Source organism: Marinobacter sp. SS13-12, from assembly GCF_030227115.1.
In the GTDB taxonomy this organism is placed as follows: domain Bacteria; phylum Pseudomonadota; class Gammaproteobacteria; order Pseudomonadales; family Oleiphilaceae; genus Marinobacter.
Window position 1 is genome coordinate 175,001 of record NZ_JASSUA010000005.1, and the last position, 16,632, is coordinate 191,632.

The following is a 16,632-nucleotide window of genomic DNA, read 5'->3' on the forward strand; positions in this document are numbered from 1 at the left end:
GTTTAAATCTCCCTCTAAAGCGACAAGCCCTTATCTGGTCCGCCTTTTCCTCGTCCCAGAGTCTTGTCGACAATTTCCTTAACTTTATGCGTAACCTTTTCCATTCTGGTCTCTTTCACCAGTCCATCCGCCGCAAACATTTTGTCGACGCTCACATTGCGGCCTTCTAGCGCACTGGTCTTCTCACCAGTACGTTCCTCGATGCCCTTGCTCAGTTTCGCTTTATCATCAGTGTAAATCCGAGCATCTTCTTTCGCTCGTGACAGGCCCACATAAAACGACTTCTGATTGATCAGATTCCGACGCCAACTTTCTGCTAAAGCCATAGCCGATCGATACGTCTGACCCTGGGCCGAAACGATCGTGCTGGCGTAGCCGTGATCCCAGTGCTTCTCTTTGTTCAGATCCAGGGTCATTCGGCGGCCGTCCTGAAATTTAACAATAGCCGTCGAGCCTTCCATCCGCTCTACTTCGCCCTTGGCACCATTTTTCAAATCCCGATCCTTGTCGGTTTTTGTCAGCCGGATTTTGTCGCCTTCAGCGAGCTTCTTTTCCTCTTCACGATAGACCTCGACACCATGTTTGGCGCGACCGGCAACCTTATCGGGTCGCCATTCGACTTCTCGCCCCTCTTTGTTCTGATATACCACTTTTTCGCCTTCAACACGGAGGACTTTCACCACATCATTGCGCTCAACCTCAAGGGTTTTGAAATCACGGGAAAACTGCACCAGGTCTCCTTTCTGATAACCCCGCGAACTTCCCTTCTCCATCCGTGTCAGGCCCAGACTGACCAGCGCCTTGAATTCAGCCTTGTCCTTACCAAGCTCACCGTTTTGTTGCAGCTTCTCTCGGATCCCCTGGTTAACCACACCACGGGTTTCGTTATCGGGCACCATCAACAGAGTCTCGGAACGATCTTTGGCACTCATGCCGGCATAGTCATCGATAACGCGATTAACCAACGCTCCTCGGTCAGCCTCTTCGTGAATCCGTCCTGCGACGTTCTTCATGGCCTTGGCCGCATGGCCTATCATCGCGTCTTTCACGGCCTGCAGGAGCAACGGACTGTTCTTCTGCCGCTGAATCTCTGTCATCTGCGCCGTCTTCATTCCACCTCGCACCAGCTGGGCAAATGGCTTACCCCACTCCACGGCTCCAATCTGAGCATGGTCACCAATCAGCGCGACACGAGCGCCTTCTTTTCTCGCAAAGGTCAAAAGATCGGCCATCTGATTCGCGTTCACCAGAGAGCCCTCATCCACTACCCAAAGCTTCTTCTGATCAAGACCCTTGCCGCCCTTACCCTCTTCCTCTCTGGCCATCGTAAACAAGTGGCTGGCAAGCGTTTGGCTTCGAATTCCCGAGCCCTCCATTAAAGAGTCACTGGCTGAGCCAGTTGGCGCGAAACCACGAACCGAATAACCTTTGTTTTCGGCAACCTCTCGCACCGCAGACAGCATGTAGGTCTTGCCCGTCCCGGCATAACCCTGCACCCCTACAACCCGATCTTTGCCATTCAGGATCGTCTCAGCGGCCTCCTGCTGGCCCTTCGTGAACCCCAGAGACTGGCCAAATTCCTTCACTGCCCCTTTACCGGAAATCGGCTTTAATTCGTTCTGACCCGTCTTCACCAGATCTACTATGTACCGCTCTTTCTTCAGCGCCTGTGGCGTCGTCAGATAGGCCTCGTCCTTATCAATGCCGGTGGCATGAAGCAGCACTTTCTCCTGCTTTAAATCGACGATCGCTTTCTCAACATCCTTAATACTGTGATGGCCAATACCCCACGCCAGCGTCATTTTTGTGAGCTCACCCTGAGAAAATACCGCCTCGCGCTCAGCCAATTTCTTATAGGCAAAAATGGCGTCGTCCTTGGCCCTTTCCAGTGGTGCCTTATCCAATTCCACTTTGGCCTCCGGTATTTTCGGAACGGATAGGCCCGCTTCCTTCAGCTCCCCGCTCCAACGATCCTGCAACACATCCTCTGTGGTCGATTGCTTGGAATCACGAGTCATCAATGACGCTTGATCCATCGCTTTCGCGCCCTCAAGGCCGCGCTCTTTGGCGGCTGCCTCGATGTCTTTGCGTCGTTTGGAGTAAAGATCTCGCAATTCCGGAGAGACTTCTGCGAGCTCAAACGTGCCGTTCTTACCAGGAACGACGGTGTAACCCAATTCATCCGCCTTGATGGCAAGCTCCGACCGATAGACCTGACCTGCCGCAACGTTCGGGTCATACATCTTGCGACTCTCAATGGAGCGCCAGAGCCCATCGTCTCTTAACGTGGCATTCAGAATCACACTATGGGTGTGCAATTGCGGATCCAGAGCGCGACTGGTGGTGTGGGTAAACGTCGCCGCCGCCAGGTTCTCGGTACGCACAAACTGTGACACGCCATCAGCCGTATTCCTCGCCCCAACCAACTTGTCTTCCACGTAGCCAAGCGCGGTTTTAACCGCATCTTTGTGCGCTTCCATCAGGCGCTCATCGCCGCCCATTAAAGCCATGATCGAAACGGATTTTGGTGCCGAAAACGTAAAATCCCAACCAGGCTTATGCTCTAATCCACCATTGCCGTCAGATCGCCCCAGCACATCGCCAGTGGGCAATCGCCCTTCCAAGGCGTTCTGGAATACTTTTAAATCCACCTCGCCTTCCAGGCCCATTAAAGCCGCTCCTTTACCGACCCATTCGCTCGGGATCGCCTCCTTTTCTCCATTCTCATCTTTGCCGTAGTAATCGGCATCCTTGTAGTAAGAACCGGCTTGTTTCGCGCTTCCTAGCGCCTTGATAGAAAGCATCAGAGAAGTGCTCCATCCACATAGTTATTGGGCTTCGGCTTGCCCGTAGCTTTCGTCTCTGCGTCCTCAATCAGATCTATCTGACCCGATTCCACCTTCGCCGCCGGTACTGCAACCGGTATCGGCCTCAAGTCCCTCGGCACAAAGCCTTCAGCAATCTTTTTGTATGCCTTCCTCTTGAGCTTGAACTGCGCCACTGGGAAAGACCGACCAAGCTTCAAATAACCAACAAGATCCGGCAAAAACTGAATCTCTGTGGGCAAGACAATCGGTCGAACATGGCGCTGGCGATTCAGTGATACCCCGTCCCGAATGTCGTTCACACCGTAAGAAATCCCCTCATTTGTCTCCAACTGCTCGATGCTGCCCAGGCCGAGACTGGCCCACTTCGCGGAACGTTCTTCATTGAATCGGAAGACCGCCCAGGTGGAGCACATACCGGCCAGCGTATCGGCCTCATCCCGCCCATAAATCGAAACCATCTGCGGGTAACTTTGCACCCCCAGCACACCGCACCCGCCAAACTTCCTCGACTGCGCCAGGGTGTCGGTAATGGTGGGCAACCGGTTCAGACTTGGAAGCTCATCAATGAGCAACCAAATTCGCCTGTCCCGACACGGCTCCATCGACAAAATCGCGGACGATGCTGTATCCAACCAAGCCGTGATCAGCGGCTTTACTACGTCCTTCTGATCGTCTTTGCGCGTGATGAAGATCCACTGGTCCCCGTCATCGTTCCTGACCCATTCCTTGATTGAAAAGGTATTACCGCCGTCCTGCAGGTATTTTAGTGGCCGCGTGTAGGTCGCCAAGACAGCCCGGACAGATGACGCCATTTTTTCAGCCCCTTCAGACAGAATTGACGCACCCTCAGTCCCTTTCAAAAAGCCTATGATCTCGTCCAGATCAGTGTTTAGAATCTTATCCACGAGCAACTTGTTAGACCGCTGTGGGTGATCAGCCAGCTTTCTCGCAATGGCCGCAAATACAATTCGCGCCGCAGTCGCCCAGAACGGATCGTTAGACTTCTGATCCGGAATGAACGAGGTCGCCAACTGATCAAATTCGTAATCCTCTTTACACTCAGTCCAGACATCCCACGCTCGGCCCCGTGCATCAAATGGACTAAGAATGACGTCATGCCCCTCTCGGTAGAATGTCTCCACCATCTGACCGGACGGGTCATACACAATGGCCCGCTGGCCACGCTTGCGAATGACCTCTCCCATTTCGTTGTAGGTCACAGACTTGCCGGTACCAGGCGCACCGACAATCAGAAAATGCGCCGGCTCCGACTCTTTCGGAATGGGAATTCGCGCAACCGTCAGCCCATCCGTTTTGGCGCTCCGCTTGATCTCTTTTGTGAGCTCTTTGGGATCCACCAATTTGCCGCCCCGCACAAATTCCTCGTTGGCAAAGTCCTCTCCCGTGCTATTCAAGAATCGCCAAACCACCAGGCCAAAAATAGCCAAGCCAAGAACCCCGAACACGACGCCATACGCCAGCGCCGTGGTGCTTTGATCGAGCGCCCGATGTATCTCTGAATTCCGCAGAAAACCCACCGCAGGGATCGCTCTTCTCCGGCCATCCGGATAAGTAATCGAGACGGTCGCATCCTCGATCTTCAGGCCTTCATATTTCACATAGGCCTCCATATACCCCACCGCTAGAGATCGCTCTATCGGTGTCGTCTTCATCCAGTAAGTCACTGCGAGAGTCGTAATGAACAGAATCACGCACAGCCTGGAGAACTGGACTACGACCTGCCAGATCATCCGGAAGTAATGGATGGTGGTCTGACCGCCCCGCGTAAAGTTGCCGATATTCGAGCCCCTGAAAATACTCATCTATATAACCCCCATCCTTGCGAGCATGGAGCGCGCATCTTCTCGCGCCTCCTCAATAAGACTTTCACTTTGGTTGCCGGCAACCCTCTGAGTAAGACACAGCGCCTGCACACCAATCTTGATTAACGCATCTATCTGGGCCTGGGTGCCTTCACTGGCAGCAACGCCACGCTCAATGAGGATCCGCCACATTTCAGCTTCGGTGGCGATCCCTCGCCTTTTGGCTTCCTGTTTAACAAACGCAATCGTGTCTTCAGACACTCGAATAGAAACAGCTCTCACGGTAGGGGCTCCTTATAGCTTTATATCTTTTCATATACTAATATAAAGCCCGTATGCGCGCCAGCACTACTGAAATCAGGGCACGTACTCGGAAGTGCATACCGCATCGCCCGCAGGGCGTATGCGCTCCATCCCTTGTGCCACAAGGGATGGAGTAAAGCAGCGCAAGCTGCGTAGGGTGTGACGAAACCACGGCGACCGCGTCGCTGAGGCCAAACCCCTGCTCCGTCCTGGTGTTTTAGGCATCAGGATCAAAATCAGTAAACCATGGGTAAACCACAGGTAGACCAGGAGAGTCCGAAATGAGTAAGAATTCAGTATTTATTAAGTCACGGGAAGACACCGTAACGGTATCTGCAAAGGTGCCCCGCTCCCTCAAACTAAGGGCCGATAAATTACGCGACAGTATCCAGGAGATTGACGGCGAACTGTCGTTTGATCTGGCAATGCTGATCCGTGATGCCGTAGAAGAGGCCGTGGAAAAAGGCGAGAGAGAACTAGCCAGGTTACGAAAGACGGTAAAAGAAGAGACAGGCGCAGCATTCGGATCCGCAAACAAAGAACCATCGGCGGAATCCCTATGATCGGCGCGGCCGCCGTCCAGGTGGTCGCGCCCCGCTATAAATTCAGACACAAAAAAAGGGCCTTTCGGCCCTTTCCTCTTCGCCCATTCAGGCGGCTTGCTCCTCCTTCTTGCTCTCATGCTCGGCCAGGTACTCAAAGCACAAATCGTGGGCCTTCTGGGCCAGAGTCGCGGCCTTAAAAAGCGCCTTCTTATCGAAGTCCAGTATCCGGATCCAGTGCGCCAGATAACTTTTATGTTGTAAATCACCCTGTAAACCAATGCGACTACACATCATCCAGCTACCCAGCTCGGCCACAAGCTCTTCAAAGGCGTAGGCATCAGAACCAAACTTACCGATCAGCTCCCGATCTAGCCGGCTCTTGTGACCAGTCGCGTGAACCATTTCATGCAGTCGGGTGCAGTAGTAGTCTTCGCCCTTGGCAAACTGCTCACGGGTCGGCATTTTGATGATGTCCAGCGAAGGGATGTAGCAGGCCTGATCACCGCCGTGGCGGGTCTCAATTGGAAACGCCTGACAGATCGCCTCTGCATCTTCAATCGGGGCCCAGGTTGGCTCTGCCTGTGGCGCTTCAAAGCCGTCGAACTGCTCACGGTTGAACACGGTGAATGCATTCATAACGGCGTAAGATTCTTTCTCGCCAGTGTCGCGGTTTTCCTTTTCCATCGGCTTGAAAAAAATGCAGGTGGTGCCCTTCTCGCCCTTGCGAACAAAAGCGCCTTGTTGCTTGCCCTGCTGAAAGGTCATCCACTCGTTTGAGCGATAGCCCTCTGCGCGTGCGCGCATGGCCAACAAAAGAACGTTCATACCGTTGTACGGCTTGCCTGTTGTGCCATTTACCGGCATCGCAAAACCGTTAGAGGTCCACGGACAAACCCATGGTTTGGTGCCCTCTTTCAGAGCCGCCAGAAACTCAGAAGTGATTTCTTGATAAAGATCGCGCTTTGCCATGGTGGGAAACTCCTAACTCGCCTCGAAATCCGGCGGCGAACCCGGTGCCAGTTGCTTACTGACCATGTGATAATTATCGGTTTTCTCTGGCCTTGTGTCAATCTCTTTGTATACTTCTAAAAGACTAAAAACCGATAAGAATCAGCACTCTTTGTGCATCTTCGTCTAAGGCTTCGCTTGTCTTTTGCACTGTGATGATCTTGATTGTCCGGAGACCGCCGGGATCGGGCAGAGCCCGACTTAGATTTAGCGCGGCTCTGCCGCCACATCGTTGCTGAAGTCTGACCAGGCCTCCCCCTGTCGTGAGATCCCGACCGCCCATCAACCGCACCCGTCGAAGCAGACGCCGGGGCGAGCCTTGCAAGGTGGAACGCAGCGCAGCGAGTAGACCTTGTAAGGATCGTTCCGGTGTCTGAGGGTGCAAAAAGGTTGATGGGGGGTCGGGATCGATCTGCGGGAAGCACTTCACCCCGCTTTAAGAGCGTGTGGCACAGCCACTCGCTCCTGGAGGATCGGTAAACAGTCGCGCAAGCGTCTGTTGATCCGACACCGGGAGCCCGCTTTCAGCGGGCATCCTTCACCGGCCGGAGGTCGGAAGCGCGAGGGATATGGAGGGCGCCAGTCCCGCAACGCGGGATGAGCGAATAGCGAACCCGGAGAAGCCCGCCCCGAAGGGCGCGCCCAGGTTTACGCCTTACTGAGAATGGTCAGTCACTGGCAAGATAAGCATCCACCCCCTCATCGAGATAACTCGGCAAACGATCCTCGGCCTGTTCCTGGAGTAAATCATTCTCCAGAACTTCATCGTTTGCACTAACAATCCGAAAATTCGGAATCACTTCCACATTCGAACTGTGAGACTTCCACTCACCGAATGCAGCGTCCTCGATGGTCAGCAGAAACTTGCCCCCCTCTAACGGCAACTCCCGAATCACGGTGCCCCGTTTCAAAGGCATATCGCCAACAACCTGCCCTGTGTCCCGCAGAAATCTTTTGGTAAACCGAACCTCTTTCCCTCGAAAACTCATGCCGCTGTCTCCTTACGTTGTTGAATCTGGGCCACCAAAGCCCGGAATTGTTTGCCAGACATCGGCCCTAATCGGGCCGGTTTCTGCTTCTTGAAGGCTCGAATTACCGTTCTTGCCAGATGATCACAATGACGCATGGCGATCCCTCCCCGCCCCTCGCACGGCCTCCATACCACGCTTCAGGTCTCGCGTGCTTTCGCACAAATCGAAAAATAAATAGGCGTAACGGCGAGTCACAAAATCACCTAGACTGTCGCGGCGCTTTCCGGCCATACCGAACACCGAATAAGTCGTTGCGGTTTCACTACTGATCGTCACCAACTCGAAAGAGTCGTACATAGCCAGATCCTGAACGCTCCGCAGATAAATCAACGTATCCATTGGAATCTCCTTACCCGCGAGGCAATGCCTCGCGGGACGCGGTGGGTTCAGGCAATGAGCCGTTTAATGTCTTTGGCGAACGGCGAATCCATGGCGTCGAGCCATAGCCGGTTGTAGGCGGTGTAGAACACCGGATCACCTGTGAAACAGGCGAGGCGGGTAAACGCCACCAGCGACAGCGCCATCCCTGCGGTGGCCGCATTAGCTCGAACAGCCCCCAGATTGCGCGGGTTGAACAGCTTCACCCGCTCGGTGATTACCGGCTCCATAAAAAACCCTGCGGAGTCAGTGCCAAGATAGAGCCACTGCGCGCCACGAAATTGAGGTTGCCATTCGGCCATAACCGAAAACACGGTTTGCTCGATTTCAGCGCGGTACGCGCTCAAGTAATGGGGAAAACGGGTCTTGCGGAATTTGAACACGGACGCCGGAGCGTCTGACAAACAGGGTGCGATTGCACTCATGGTGGGTATCTCCTAACTCGCCTCGAAACCGCCGGCGAAACGCGGGGACCAACACTCGTTGACCACCCTCTAATTATCGTTTAACGCGCTTACATTGTCAACTTTTCAAGCATCTTTTCAGCGTGTTAATTGTCGGTGTGGAATCTTTCCCGCCACCAATGTAATCAGCGGATTACTCATGCTCCTGGGCCACTCCAGGTGCAAATAACTGTTTTTAACTACCGAAACCCGAACGTCCAGTTTTGAGGTAGCTACAAAGGCTGTACCGATGACAGCAAGGCTGATCCCGACCGCTTTCATTTCTTGTTTCACAATTCCTCTCCTTGAGAAAGTGGGGGCCAAACATCGGCCCCCGAAGGGTTACTTGATGTGGAGTTCCAGCGTCCAATCCTTAGACACAAACCGGAAATCCACCTCGGAACCCAAGATGGTGGCCAACAGCAGCACGGCGATAATCCATTTTCCGTACTTGACCAGTTGCAGCTTGGTGTTCATTTTTGTTACCCCATCGCCTCGAACCACCGGCGAGCGTGGCGCTTAGACTATTCCCTAAGTGCACGATAATAATACCATTATTTTGTTTTATACGTCACTCTTTGTGTATACCTTTGAGGGATAAAAAACGAGCTTCCACGGCCCAATTCCGTCTAAGGTTTTGCTTGTCTTTTGCACTGTGATGATCTTGATTGTCCGGATGCCGCCGGGATCGGGCAGAGCCCGACTTAGATTTAGCGCGGCTCTGCCGCCACATCGTTGCTGAAGTCTGACCAGGCCTCCCCCTGTCGTGAGATCCCGACCGCCCATCAACCGCACCCGTCGCAGCAGACGCCGGGGCGAGCCTTGCAAGGTGGAACGCAGCGCAGCGAGTAGACCTTGTAAGGATCGTTCCGGTGTCTGAAGGTGCAAAAAGGTTGATGGGGGGGCGGGATCGATCTGCGGGAAGCACTTCACCCCGCTTTAAGAGCGTGTGGCACAGCCACTCGCTCCTGGAGGATCGGTAAACAGTCGCGCAAGCGTCTGTTGATCCGACACCGGGAGCCCGCTTTCAGCGGGCATCCTTCACCGGCCGGAGGTCGGAAGCGCGAGGGATATGGAGGGCGTCAGTCCCGCAACGCGGGATGAGCGATTAGCGAACCCGGAGAAGCCCGCCCCGAAGGGCGCGCCCAAGTTAACGCCTTACGACAATTGATCAAACAGAGCCTGCTCTGTAGTCTCTGTTCACATAAACCTATCCGACACCAGTAAATAACTATGGCGTCAAGACAGATTGCTTCAACGTTTAGTTAATTAGTTGTGAAAGTTGAAGCGCAGCCACGGATGGACGACCAATGAGTAGTTTCAAAATACCTTTTGGCCTCAGAAAAGAACGGCTAGTCGAGGTCGATGATGTCCCTTCAGGTTTAAGATGTGATTGCGTTTGCCCTGGTTGCAAAAGAGAGTTAATCGCAAGAAAGGGCGAGGTGAATGCCCATCATTTCGCCCATGCTCACGCCAAAGATAGTGATCTTTGCGAATACGGAACTGAAACCGCGATTCATCTGATGGCAAAGCAAATCCTCTGCGAAGAAAAAAGGATATTTGCCCCAGAGACCCTTATTGCAAGGAAAGACGTTGATGATCGAGGCAACAGCCACACGGCGTCTCGCGTAGCTCACAGCAAAGGTTTGCTTATCTTCAATGAGGTAATCAGTGAGAAATCGTTTGGCGGGACGATCCCTGACATCCTTGCAAACGTGGGTGGCGAACAGTTCATTATTGAGATCGCAGTCACCCATTTTTGTAACAAAGATAAGATTTCCACGTTTCGAGAAAAGCATTGCAACGTCCTTGAGGTCGATCTTCGATCATTCACGAAAAGCCTCCCGACCAAGGAGGATTTGCGATCCTATCTGGTGCAAGAAGAAGCTACCCGCGAGTGGCTCTCACTCAAATCGTATACAGATGTAGAAAAACAAGTAGAGGAGGAACTGCAAGATAGGATTTCGGCGGCCAATGAGCGAAATAAGGCCAAAACTGTGACCCACATTGAACGCCCGAAACTCACACCTCAACCACAAGGACCCCACCATCGGTCCAAGCTAATTACTTACAACAAAGCCGATACAAAGAGTCGATGGTTCGCCTGCCCGACCTGTAAGAAAAATCAAAAAGCGTATCCAGATTGGCAAGATCGCCTGCCGGAAGAGGTTTTTCTGTTTTCTTGCTCCTAGCAAGAAGCGCCTTGGGAAGCAACTCAAGTTCCCTGTCCATTCTGCAGTGGGCTCGTCAGCATCCCATGAAAAGCGGCGGGGTGAACTGGGAGTATTATTGTCTAGACCAGTAAAGCGGACAGAGAATGGGAATAAGAAGCCGGCTTGCAGTATCCCCATCAAGCTTTTATACTCTCTGTGTGGTTTGCGATAGTCGGTGTCCCGTTAAAAAGGGTAGCAACCATGACACCAGTTACTAGTACTGGTTTCCACCATAGGTGGTCATAACCAAGATGCCCGGCAGTGATACTTATCAGCCAAAACCCCGCTTATGCGGGGTTTTCGCTTTTCTAGGGCTTGACTACGCCCTTTTTCTTGGCAAATTGCGAGAGCAGTTGACGAAATTTCTGCCCACCGTGGTTTCGAATGTCCACCGGGCGATTTTGGCGCCAATGCACGCTTCTGACCCAGAGTTCGAAGGCCGGGTCTTTCTTCTCCCGGTAATCCAGTCTCATACAGATATACCAACCATCGTGAGCGACTACCCCGCTTTTCTGTTCCTGCCGATAAATAATTTCTCGGTCACCCGCGAGACACTTCTGCAAGCCAAGATTTTCGATGATCATTGGAAGCGCCTGGCAAAAATCCCACCGAAGTTTGCAGAAAACGCGTTCCTCGATGGTGCCGTCCCTTCTGTGTTGCGTGTCAATGATCTGGTTGGCAGGTTCGTCTTTTCGTTCGCGCGAATAGCAGTGGTTTGAAAAAATCACCCTCACCGGAACGGAAAACGGCTCGGCCTCCTTGTCCGGTTTTATTTCGTAAGTCGTCACGAACGAGCTAAAGGCGGATAACGCATACGCCGTGTTGGTGTCCGGATCCGTCCAGGTTGTTTTATCGTTATTGAAGGCCATCAGAGCGCCTTTTGATTCCTGCCTTGTTGGGTGTCCCTTAGCCGTGCATAGCCCGACAGCCAGGGGTGATGCAATCGACGGATAGCTTCCCACCCGTCTCATGAAAGGGAGTGACGGAGGGACTTGAACCCTCAACCTCTCTGCCCATACGCTAGTCAATGTCAGTTAACTCTCGCGTGTCGAAAACAGAACGCTCTGTCCGTTTGAGCTACGCCACTGAAAACTCGTTGTTCAGGCTTGTTCTTGCCTTCCGGATGGGGCTGGAGGCGCCGGCACTTCGTTCGCCTGCTCGGCTTTCTGCCTCTCCCTATACGCGTGAAAATTCTGGATATCACCGTAAGCACCAATCTCAGTTACTCGGTCGATAAACCGTGCGTAGAGCTGGTCTTGCACCTTGTTCTGGGACCACATCCATTCAACCGCTGCGTTCGGATTAGTCAGAAGCACGTAGTGGTAATCTCCGGATGGACCATTCTTGGGCAACAGAAAGTTAAGATCGGCCAGTATCTTCATCTTTTTGCGCCATGTATGAACAGCTCGCTCCCCGTGGAATCCGGCTTCACTGGCGAAGGTGTTCGGATTTTCAATGGTCACCAAAGGATGATCTGGCGACCTCGCCCACAGACAAAACAACGTATGGCCTGCTGGGGTCCCTTTGGTCTGGTTATCGATTGCCTGCATGGCAATCGGCAAAGTTCGCGGTACGGTGCTAAAACCGTCGTTCCTGCCACGCATCCAGATCAACTCCGGCGGTATGTTCGGAAACAATACGTCCATTTGCCGTTGCGCTCTTTCCGCCATCTTTGGGCGCCTTGCGCTTGCTTGCTTTTGATTCGCCATCGCTGTTTTCAACCTTGTTTGTCATCGAGTAATGCCATTGTTGGCTTATCCTTCAGCGACTACAACGAGTGATTAAGAGCATTATCCAACCACCACTGAACCACCCGAATTGACAATACACTATTTTTAATAAGCACCATATGATGTATTTCTATCGCGGTAAATGTCTGTTATATGAGTGGCTAGATTTAGAAATATTTCATTTTTTCCAGAGACTTGAGCCAACAATGCGGTGCTCCCCGTCCTCGCGTCCCTTGTACTCAATGTGCTCACCGTGCTCAAGGGGTTGTTAGGGGGCGCGGGACCTGCTCAAGAAGAAGCTTTCCAAGCTACCTGTCCGGATTCAAATGGATCCGCTACAGAACTTAATCGTTGCCAATGCCTGTTGAACCACAGATCAATCAGGTCAACGACGGCTACCCATTGCAACCATAAAAAATGGATAAGAAGAGGTGCTCGCCAGCTACCTGCCGCCGGCATCGATCTGCGGGAACCACTTCACCCGCTTTGAGAGCGTGTGGCAACGCCACTCGCTCCTGGAGGATCGGCAAACAGTCGCGCAAGCGTCTGTTGATCCGACTCCGGGGCTCCGCGATCAGCGGGGATCCTTTACCGGCCGGAAAGGCGTGTCCAGGTTAAGTAGTATCAAAGACATTAATTGGCATCGAGGCTCTTGCAGGACTGACCCTTGTTGAACGACTGGGATTTATTGGGCCCAATGCGGTAAGCCGCGTTTATGAAAGGGGGCAGCGCCATTTAGAAATCAGCTATAAAGCTGGTTATGATTTGAATCGCGCCGATGGAAGCACCCCTGGCTTGTACGTGAATTTTACCGTTGAAGACGACAAGACAACGCACCTCCGTGTTAAGTCTTTTTTTCAGAGTCAGCAGATCCTTTTCCTTGGACGATGACAGAATTGGTGAAAACAGCCTTGAGAACCCAGACCACATAAAATTGCTTGAAGGTCAGATTCAGAACGGTTTCAAACCGGAATCTAACGTCGATAATTCGGATCCCGACAATAGGGACATAGCAAGGATTCGGGCTATTGGAGAGTTTGTGTTGAGGGCCAGCAAGCTGCTCTGCCGCCAGTATTTCAGGAAATAATAGATAAAGGCCGGAAGCCTCTCAGCCTCCGGCCCACGCCCCAACCTCAGTCCTCCATGGTCTCAGGCCGCATCTGTGGCGGTAGCCACCCTTTGGATTCCTCAAGGCCGTCCAGTAGCTCAGCCAGATCACGTTTCTTGGCGGTCGCCATACCCGCAGCCAGGTCGATGCCTTTCAGCTCTTCCAGAATATCCAGCAGCTTTTCGCGGTTGACCCGCTTGAAATAATTGTCCTTGGTCGGCTGCCACAACGCGCTCAGATCGAAGCTGATTTGTTCCTTCACAATCTCAGCAATCACCGAGCTGGACGACCGCAGGGACTGAGCCACACAAAACACTTGAATAGCGAGCTTGTCAGGCATCGGCAACGACTGAAACGCTCGGAACATAGCCGCCTCGCCCTGCTCATTCAGCCACGCCAGATTAAGACCGTCCCGCGCTGTCTTAATCTTTTCCGCCGCCTTGGTGTCGGCAATGTCTTTGGCGCTGAAATCGGCCCACTCAACATTGATGTCGCATGATCTAAGGTAGCTACCAGCGACCCGTTGAAGAGCCATGTTGAACACCGACAGATCGAAACACAGTTCCGGCGAATTCATGAGATCGGCTTGCAGTGCCTGCAAGGCATAGGACCTCAGATCACTCAGCAGAGCTGCGCTGTCCTCTGGCTTCTTGGGTGTGTCAGCTTCACCGCTTCCATCTTCGCCCTGGCTTTGGCCTTTGGCGTCCTCTGGCTTAACGATCCCTACTCGGTATTCCGGCTCCCCTTCCCGATTGATAAGGATCACGACACCAGTCCCCGCTTTCTGCTCAACGGAAAATATCCGAGAGTTTTCTTTTTGCGCCTGCAAATCGCCCTCTTCCTCCGTCAGCCGATCATGAGCTTCCTCGTCTTCCTCGGTCCATTCGTCGTTGGGTTTTTCATTCATGGCGTTCAGCACACTATCGATCTCAGCCAGTCGGACGTTCACCGCCTCCGGCAGATCAACCTCAATCTCTGGCTCAACGCTCTGCATGGCCGCAAACGGCGAAGACCAGAAGCCTCCAAACAGGTGCTCTACCCACCTCCAGCCTTCGACCTTCTTCTCAGCGATCAGCCCCTCCATCTTGGCCTCGGCCAACGACTGCACCAGCTCGGGATCGTTCAGGTAAACCACATCCTGGAACAGATCAGACGCAACACTGCCACCGGCCTGCTCATACGCTTCTAAGCCCACGAACAGCGCCACAGATTCGGTGCTTTTCATGGTCTCAGGGAGCAAGCGACTGCGAACCGCCCACGCGCTCAAGTGATAACCCTCTTTCAACTCGGCAAACACGGCCGCCTGCTTCTCCTGATCGTCAGACACGGTGAACGCCATAACCACCGATTTCTCCAGTTCACGATTTCGGAAAGCCGCCAAGATCACCGGAGCCACACCGCCCAGCTTGAGCAACTTCCGAACATCAGCAACGCTGTGCCCGAATTTCTTGGCAATGTCCTCGGCGCTCAGGCCCTGCTCATTGAGCTGCATGTACGCGGCAAACCAATCGGCGTCGTGCATACCTGCTTTCAGGTTTTCGGCCATGGAGGCCTCGGTGGCATCGCTCTGATCTTTCACCACGCAACGCACCGGATAATCCTTTTCAATGTCGCCGTTCGCTGCCAAATGCTGCAACGCAGCCAGACGGCGACCGCCGCCAACCACTTCATACTTACCCCGCTTCTTCGACTTCACCACAATCAGGTTCTGTAGGAGCCCCTGAGAGCCGATTGAAGCGATTAACTGCTGATCCTCGACCTCCGCCGCAGATACCTTGCGAACGTTCTTCTCAGAGATCGTGAGGGCGTTCATTTTGATGTGCTGTTCCATGGTGTCAATTCCTCATCGATTTGGTGTTTCCGGACGGAAACCGTTGGGGGCTCTCGCCCCCGCAAGGGTTAGGCGGCAATCAGCCGATCAGGGAGGTCAATCGCGTAAGAGCGCTGGCCGTAGGAAATGGACAGACCAGAGTGATCGTCGTGAATCCGCCAATCCCGTCCGCCCTCGACCAGTTCGCGCAGCAAGGACAGACGATCAGGGCGGTGGTCACGGCCAAAATTCCGGTCGGCATCCGCTTTGTAGTCGTCGGTCAACTCCCATTGGGTTTTGACGACCGCATCGGTATCCCGAGCCAGCAGACGGACAACGTGGGGAATCGTCCATTTGGCAGGTAGTTTTTGCAGTGGGTTCACTCGCTGAGCAGCGAACGGGCAGAACTCGATTTTCGCATCCCGCTGATAGCCCCAAAGCTTCAACTGGTCCCGCAGGCGGATGTGCTTGGTTGGCTCACAGTTGAATGAGGCGCAAACCTCCAGGACCTTTTTCAGCGACCAGCTACAGATCGCCAGAAAATCGATCACATCGCCCTCATTGCCGCCCAGGCTAAAACGGTTCAGGGTCTTGCCTCGGCTCATGGCCTCGGCGTTATCAGTGATCACAAGGTTGAAATCGTCTTTGTGCAGACCGTAGCGACGAACGTGGGCGGCAGGCTGAGCCACAAAAATGTCACGCAGTTCCAGCGCCATGATCCAGGCAGCACGGTTTTCAAGATGGGGGGTAGAAATGACTTTCAACATTGAACAATCTCCTAACTCGCCTCGATAACCGGCGGCGAACCCGGAGGCCAGCACCCCGCTGACCATGTAATAATTATCGGTTTATTTTGCTATTGTGTCAATCTTTATGTATACCTTTAAAAGAATAAAACCCCATAAAAACAGTTCTCTTTGCGCCGATTGGTCTAAGCCTCCGCTTGCCTTATGCCCTGTGATGATCTTGATTGTCCGGATGCCGCCGGGCCCGGGCAGAGCCCGGAATCAACTCAAGCGCGGCTCTGCCGCCGCATCGTTGCTGAATGCTGACCAGTCCCCTCCCCTGTCGTGAGATCCCGACCGCCCATCAACCGCACCCGTCGAAGCAGACGCCGGGGCGAGCCTTGCAAGGTGGAACGCAGCGCAGCGAGTAGACCTTGTAAGGCTCGCCCTGGTGTCTGAGGGTGCAACAAGGTTGATGGGGGGTCGGGATCGATCTGCGGGAAGCACTTCACCCCGCTTTTAGAGCGTGTGGCAGAGCCACTCGCTCCTGGAGGATCGGTAAACAGTCGCGCAAGCGTCTGTTGATCCGACACCGGGAGCCCGCTTTCAGCGGGCATCCTTCACCGGCCGGAGGTCGGAAGCGCGAGGGATATGGAGGGCGTCAGTCCCGCAACGCGGGATGAGCGA

The 16,632-nt window shown here is 53.5% G+C and carries 15 protein-coding genes and 1 tRNA gene; 2 read left to right on the forward strand and 14 right to left on the reverse strand.

The window, feature by feature from the left end; translation table 11 throughout:
- Nucleotides 1-14: 14 nt before the first annotated feature.
- The 3 genes from mobF to QPL94_RS20305 are packed head-to-tail and all read right to left on the reverse strand — an operon-like array spanning nucleotide 15 to nucleotide 4,933.
- Nucleotides 15-2,804, reverse strand: coding sequence for a MobF family relaxase (mobF, locus tag QPL94_RS20295; RefSeq protein WP_285359706.1), 2,790 nt, complete (start codon nucleotides 2,802-2,804; stop codon nucleotides 15-17).
- Nucleotides 2,804-4,651: a type IV conjugative transfer system coupling protein TraD gene (gene traD / locus QPL94_RS20300; protein ID WP_285359707.1), complete on the reverse strand. Its 1,848-nt coding sequence runs from the start codon at nucleotides 4,649-4,651 to the stop codon at nucleotides 2,804-2,806. Before traD ends, mobF begins: the two co-directional genes overlap by 1 nt.
- Nucleotides 4,652-4,933 (reverse strand): hypothetical protein, encoded by a 282-nt coding sequence (locus QPL94_RS20305; protein WP_285359708.1) that lies wholly within the window; start codon nucleotides 4,931-4,933, stop codon nucleotides 4,652-4,654.
- 302 nt (nucleotides 4,934-5,235) lie between these two features.
- Here QPL94_RS20305 and QPL94_RS20310 point away from each other — a divergent pair, with 302 nt between their 5' ends.
- Nucleotides 5,236-5,517, forward strand: coding sequence for a hypothetical protein (locus QPL94_RS20310; RefSeq protein ID WP_285359709.1), 282 nt, complete (start codon nucleotides 5,236-5,238; stop codon nucleotides 5,515-5,517).
- 87 nt (nucleotides 5,518-5,604) lie between these two features.
- Here the strand turns inward: QPL94_RS20310 and QPL94_RS20315 are convergent, their stop codons facing one another.
- The 6 genes from QPL94_RS20315 to QPL94_RS20340 form a co-directional block, all read right to left on the reverse strand.
- Nucleotides 5,605-6,468 carry an ArdC family protein gene (locus tag QPL94_RS20315; RefSeq protein ID WP_285359710.1) on the reverse strand — a complete coding sequence of 288 codons (864 nt, stop codon included), beginning with the start codon at nucleotides 6,466-6,468 and terminating at the stop codon, nucleotides 5,605-5,607.
- 707 nt (nucleotides 6,469-7,175) lie between these two features.
- The gene (locus QPL94_RS20320; RefSeq protein ID WP_285359711.1) at nucleotides 7,176-7,496 is read right to left on the reverse strand and encodes a hypothetical protein; all 321 of its coding nucleotides are present in this window, start codon (nucleotides 7,494-7,496) and stop codon (nucleotides 7,176-7,178) included.
- Nucleotides 7,497-7,619: 123 nt separating this feature from the next.
- On the reverse strand, nucleotides 7,620-7,877 hold the full coding sequence (locus QPL94_RS20325; RefSeq protein WP_285359712.1) for a hypothetical protein: 258 nt from the start codon (nucleotides 7,875-7,877) through the stop codon (nucleotides 7,620-7,622).
- Nucleotides 7,878-7,924: 47 nt separating this feature from the next.
- On the reverse strand, nucleotides 7,925-8,341 hold the full coding sequence (locus QPL94_RS20330; protein WP_285359713.1) for an antirestriction protein: 417 nt from the start codon (nucleotides 8,339-8,341) through the stop codon (nucleotides 7,925-7,927).
- Between the two features lie 117 nt (nucleotides 8,342-8,458).
- Entirely contained in the window at nucleotides 8,459-8,653 is a 195-nt protein-coding gene (locus tag QPL94_RS20335; protein WP_285359714.1) for a hypothetical protein, read from the reverse strand.
- Nucleotides 8,654-8,701: 48 nt separating this feature from the next.
- Nucleotides 8,702-8,836 (reverse strand): hypothetical protein, encoded by a 135-nt coding sequence (locus QPL94_RS20340; RefSeq protein WP_285359715.1) that lies wholly within the window; start codon nucleotides 8,834-8,836, stop codon nucleotides 8,702-8,704.
- An 833-nt stretch (nucleotides 8,837-9,669) separates the two neighbouring features.
- On the opposite strand from QPL94_RS20340, the gene QPL94_RS20345 reads away from it, so the two are divergent.
- On the forward strand, nucleotides 9,670-10,551 hold the full coding sequence (locus QPL94_RS20345) for a competence protein CoiA family protein (RefSeq protein ID WP_285359716.1): 882 nt from the start codon (nucleotides 9,670-9,672) through the stop codon (nucleotides 10,549-10,551).
- Nucleotides 10,552-10,880: 329 nt separating this feature from the next.
- Here the strand turns inward: QPL94_RS20345 and QPL94_RS20350 are convergent, their stop codons facing one another.
- The 5 genes from QPL94_RS20350 to QPL94_RS20370 all read right to left on the reverse strand — a co-directional run bounded on the left by QPL94_RS20350 (nucleotide 10,881) and on the right by QPL94_RS20370 (nucleotide 15,987).
- Nucleotides 10,881-11,441, reverse strand: coding sequence for a YjaZ family protein (locus QPL94_RS20350; RefSeq protein ID WP_285359717.1), 561 nt, complete (start codon nucleotides 11,439-11,441; stop codon nucleotides 10,881-10,883).
- Nucleotides 11,442-11,549: 108 nt separating this feature from the next.
- Nucleotides 11,550-11,659: transfer RNA gene (locus QPL94_RS20355), tRNA-OTHER, on the reverse strand.
- Nucleotides 11,660-11,672: 13 nt separating this feature from the next.
- The gene (locus tag QPL94_RS20360; protein WP_285359718.1) at nucleotides 11,673-12,242 is read right to left on the reverse strand and encodes a hypothetical protein; all 570 of its coding nucleotides are present in this window, start codon (nucleotides 12,240-12,242) and stop codon (nucleotides 11,673-11,675) included.
- A gap of 1,193 nt (nucleotides 12,243-13,435) precedes the next feature.
- Nucleotides 13,436-15,241: a ParB/RepB/Spo0J family partition protein gene (locus QPL94_RS20365; protein ID WP_285359719.1), complete on the reverse strand. Its 1,806-nt coding sequence runs from the start codon at nucleotides 15,239-15,241 to the stop codon at nucleotides 13,436-13,438.
- Between the two features lie 68 nt (nucleotides 15,242-15,309).
- Nucleotides 15,310-15,987, reverse strand: coding sequence for a hypothetical protein (locus QPL94_RS20370; protein ID WP_285359720.1), 678 nt, complete (start codon nucleotides 15,985-15,987; stop codon nucleotides 15,310-15,312).
- Nucleotides 15,988-16,632: the final 645 nt, after the last annotated feature.

What these genes read in the sequence shown, in the direction of transcription:
- QPL94_RS20365 (WP_285359719.1), bottom strand. Translation starts at nt 15,241, where the DNA reads ATGGAACAGCACATCAAAATGAACGCCCTCACGATCTCTGAGAAGAAC.
- QPL94_RS20340 (WP_285359715.1), bottom strand. Translation starts at nt 8,836, where the DNA reads ATGAACACCAAGCTGCAACTGGTCAAGTACGGAAAATGGATTATCGCC.
- QPL94_RS20370 (WP_285359720.1), bottom strand. Translation starts at nt 15,987, where the DNA reads ATGTTGAAAGTCATTTCTACCCCCCATCTTGAAAACCGTGCTGCCTGG.
- QPL94_RS20360 (WP_285359718.1), bottom strand. Translation starts at nt 12,242, where the DNA reads ATGGCGGAAAGAGCGCAACGGCAAATGGACGTATTGTTTCCGAACATA.
- QPL94_RS20325 (WP_285359712.1), bottom strand. Translation starts at nt 7,877, where the DNA reads ATGGATACGTTGATTTATCTGCGGAGCGTTCAGGATCTGGCTATGTAC.
- QPL94_RS20330 (WP_285359713.1), bottom strand. Translation starts at nt 8,341, where the DNA reads ATGAGTGCAATCGCACCCTGTTTGTCAGACGCTCCGGCGTCCGTGTTC.
- traD (WP_285359707.1), bottom strand. Translation starts at nt 4,651, where the DNA reads ATGAGTATTTTCAGGGGCTCGAATATCGGCAACTTTACGCGGGGCGGT.
- QPL94_RS20315 (WP_285359710.1), bottom strand. Translation starts at nt 6,468, where the DNA reads ATGGCAAAGCGCGATCTTTATCAAGAAATCACTTCTGAGTTTCTGGCG.
- QPL94_RS20320 (WP_285359711.1), bottom strand. Translation starts at nt 7,496, where the DNA reads ATGAGTTTTCGAGGGAAAGAGGTTCGGTTTACCAAAAGATTTCTGCGG.
- QPL94_RS20350 (WP_285359717.1), bottom strand. Translation starts at nt 11,441, where the DNA reads ATGGCCTTCAATAACGATAAAACAACCTGGACGGATCCGGACACCAAC.
- mobF (WP_285359706.1), bottom strand. Translation starts at nt 2,804, where the DNA reads ATGCTTTCTATCAAGGCGCTAGGAAGCGCGAAACAAGCCGGTTCTTAC.
- QPL94_RS20310 (WP_285359709.1), top strand. Translation starts at nt 5,236, where the DNA reads ATGAGTAAGAATTCAGTATTTATTAAGTCACGGGAAGACACCGTAACG.
- QPL94_RS20345 (WP_285359716.1), top strand. Translation starts at nt 9,670, where the DNA reads ATGAGTAGTTTCAAAATACCTTTTGGCCTCAGAAAAGAACGGCTAGTC.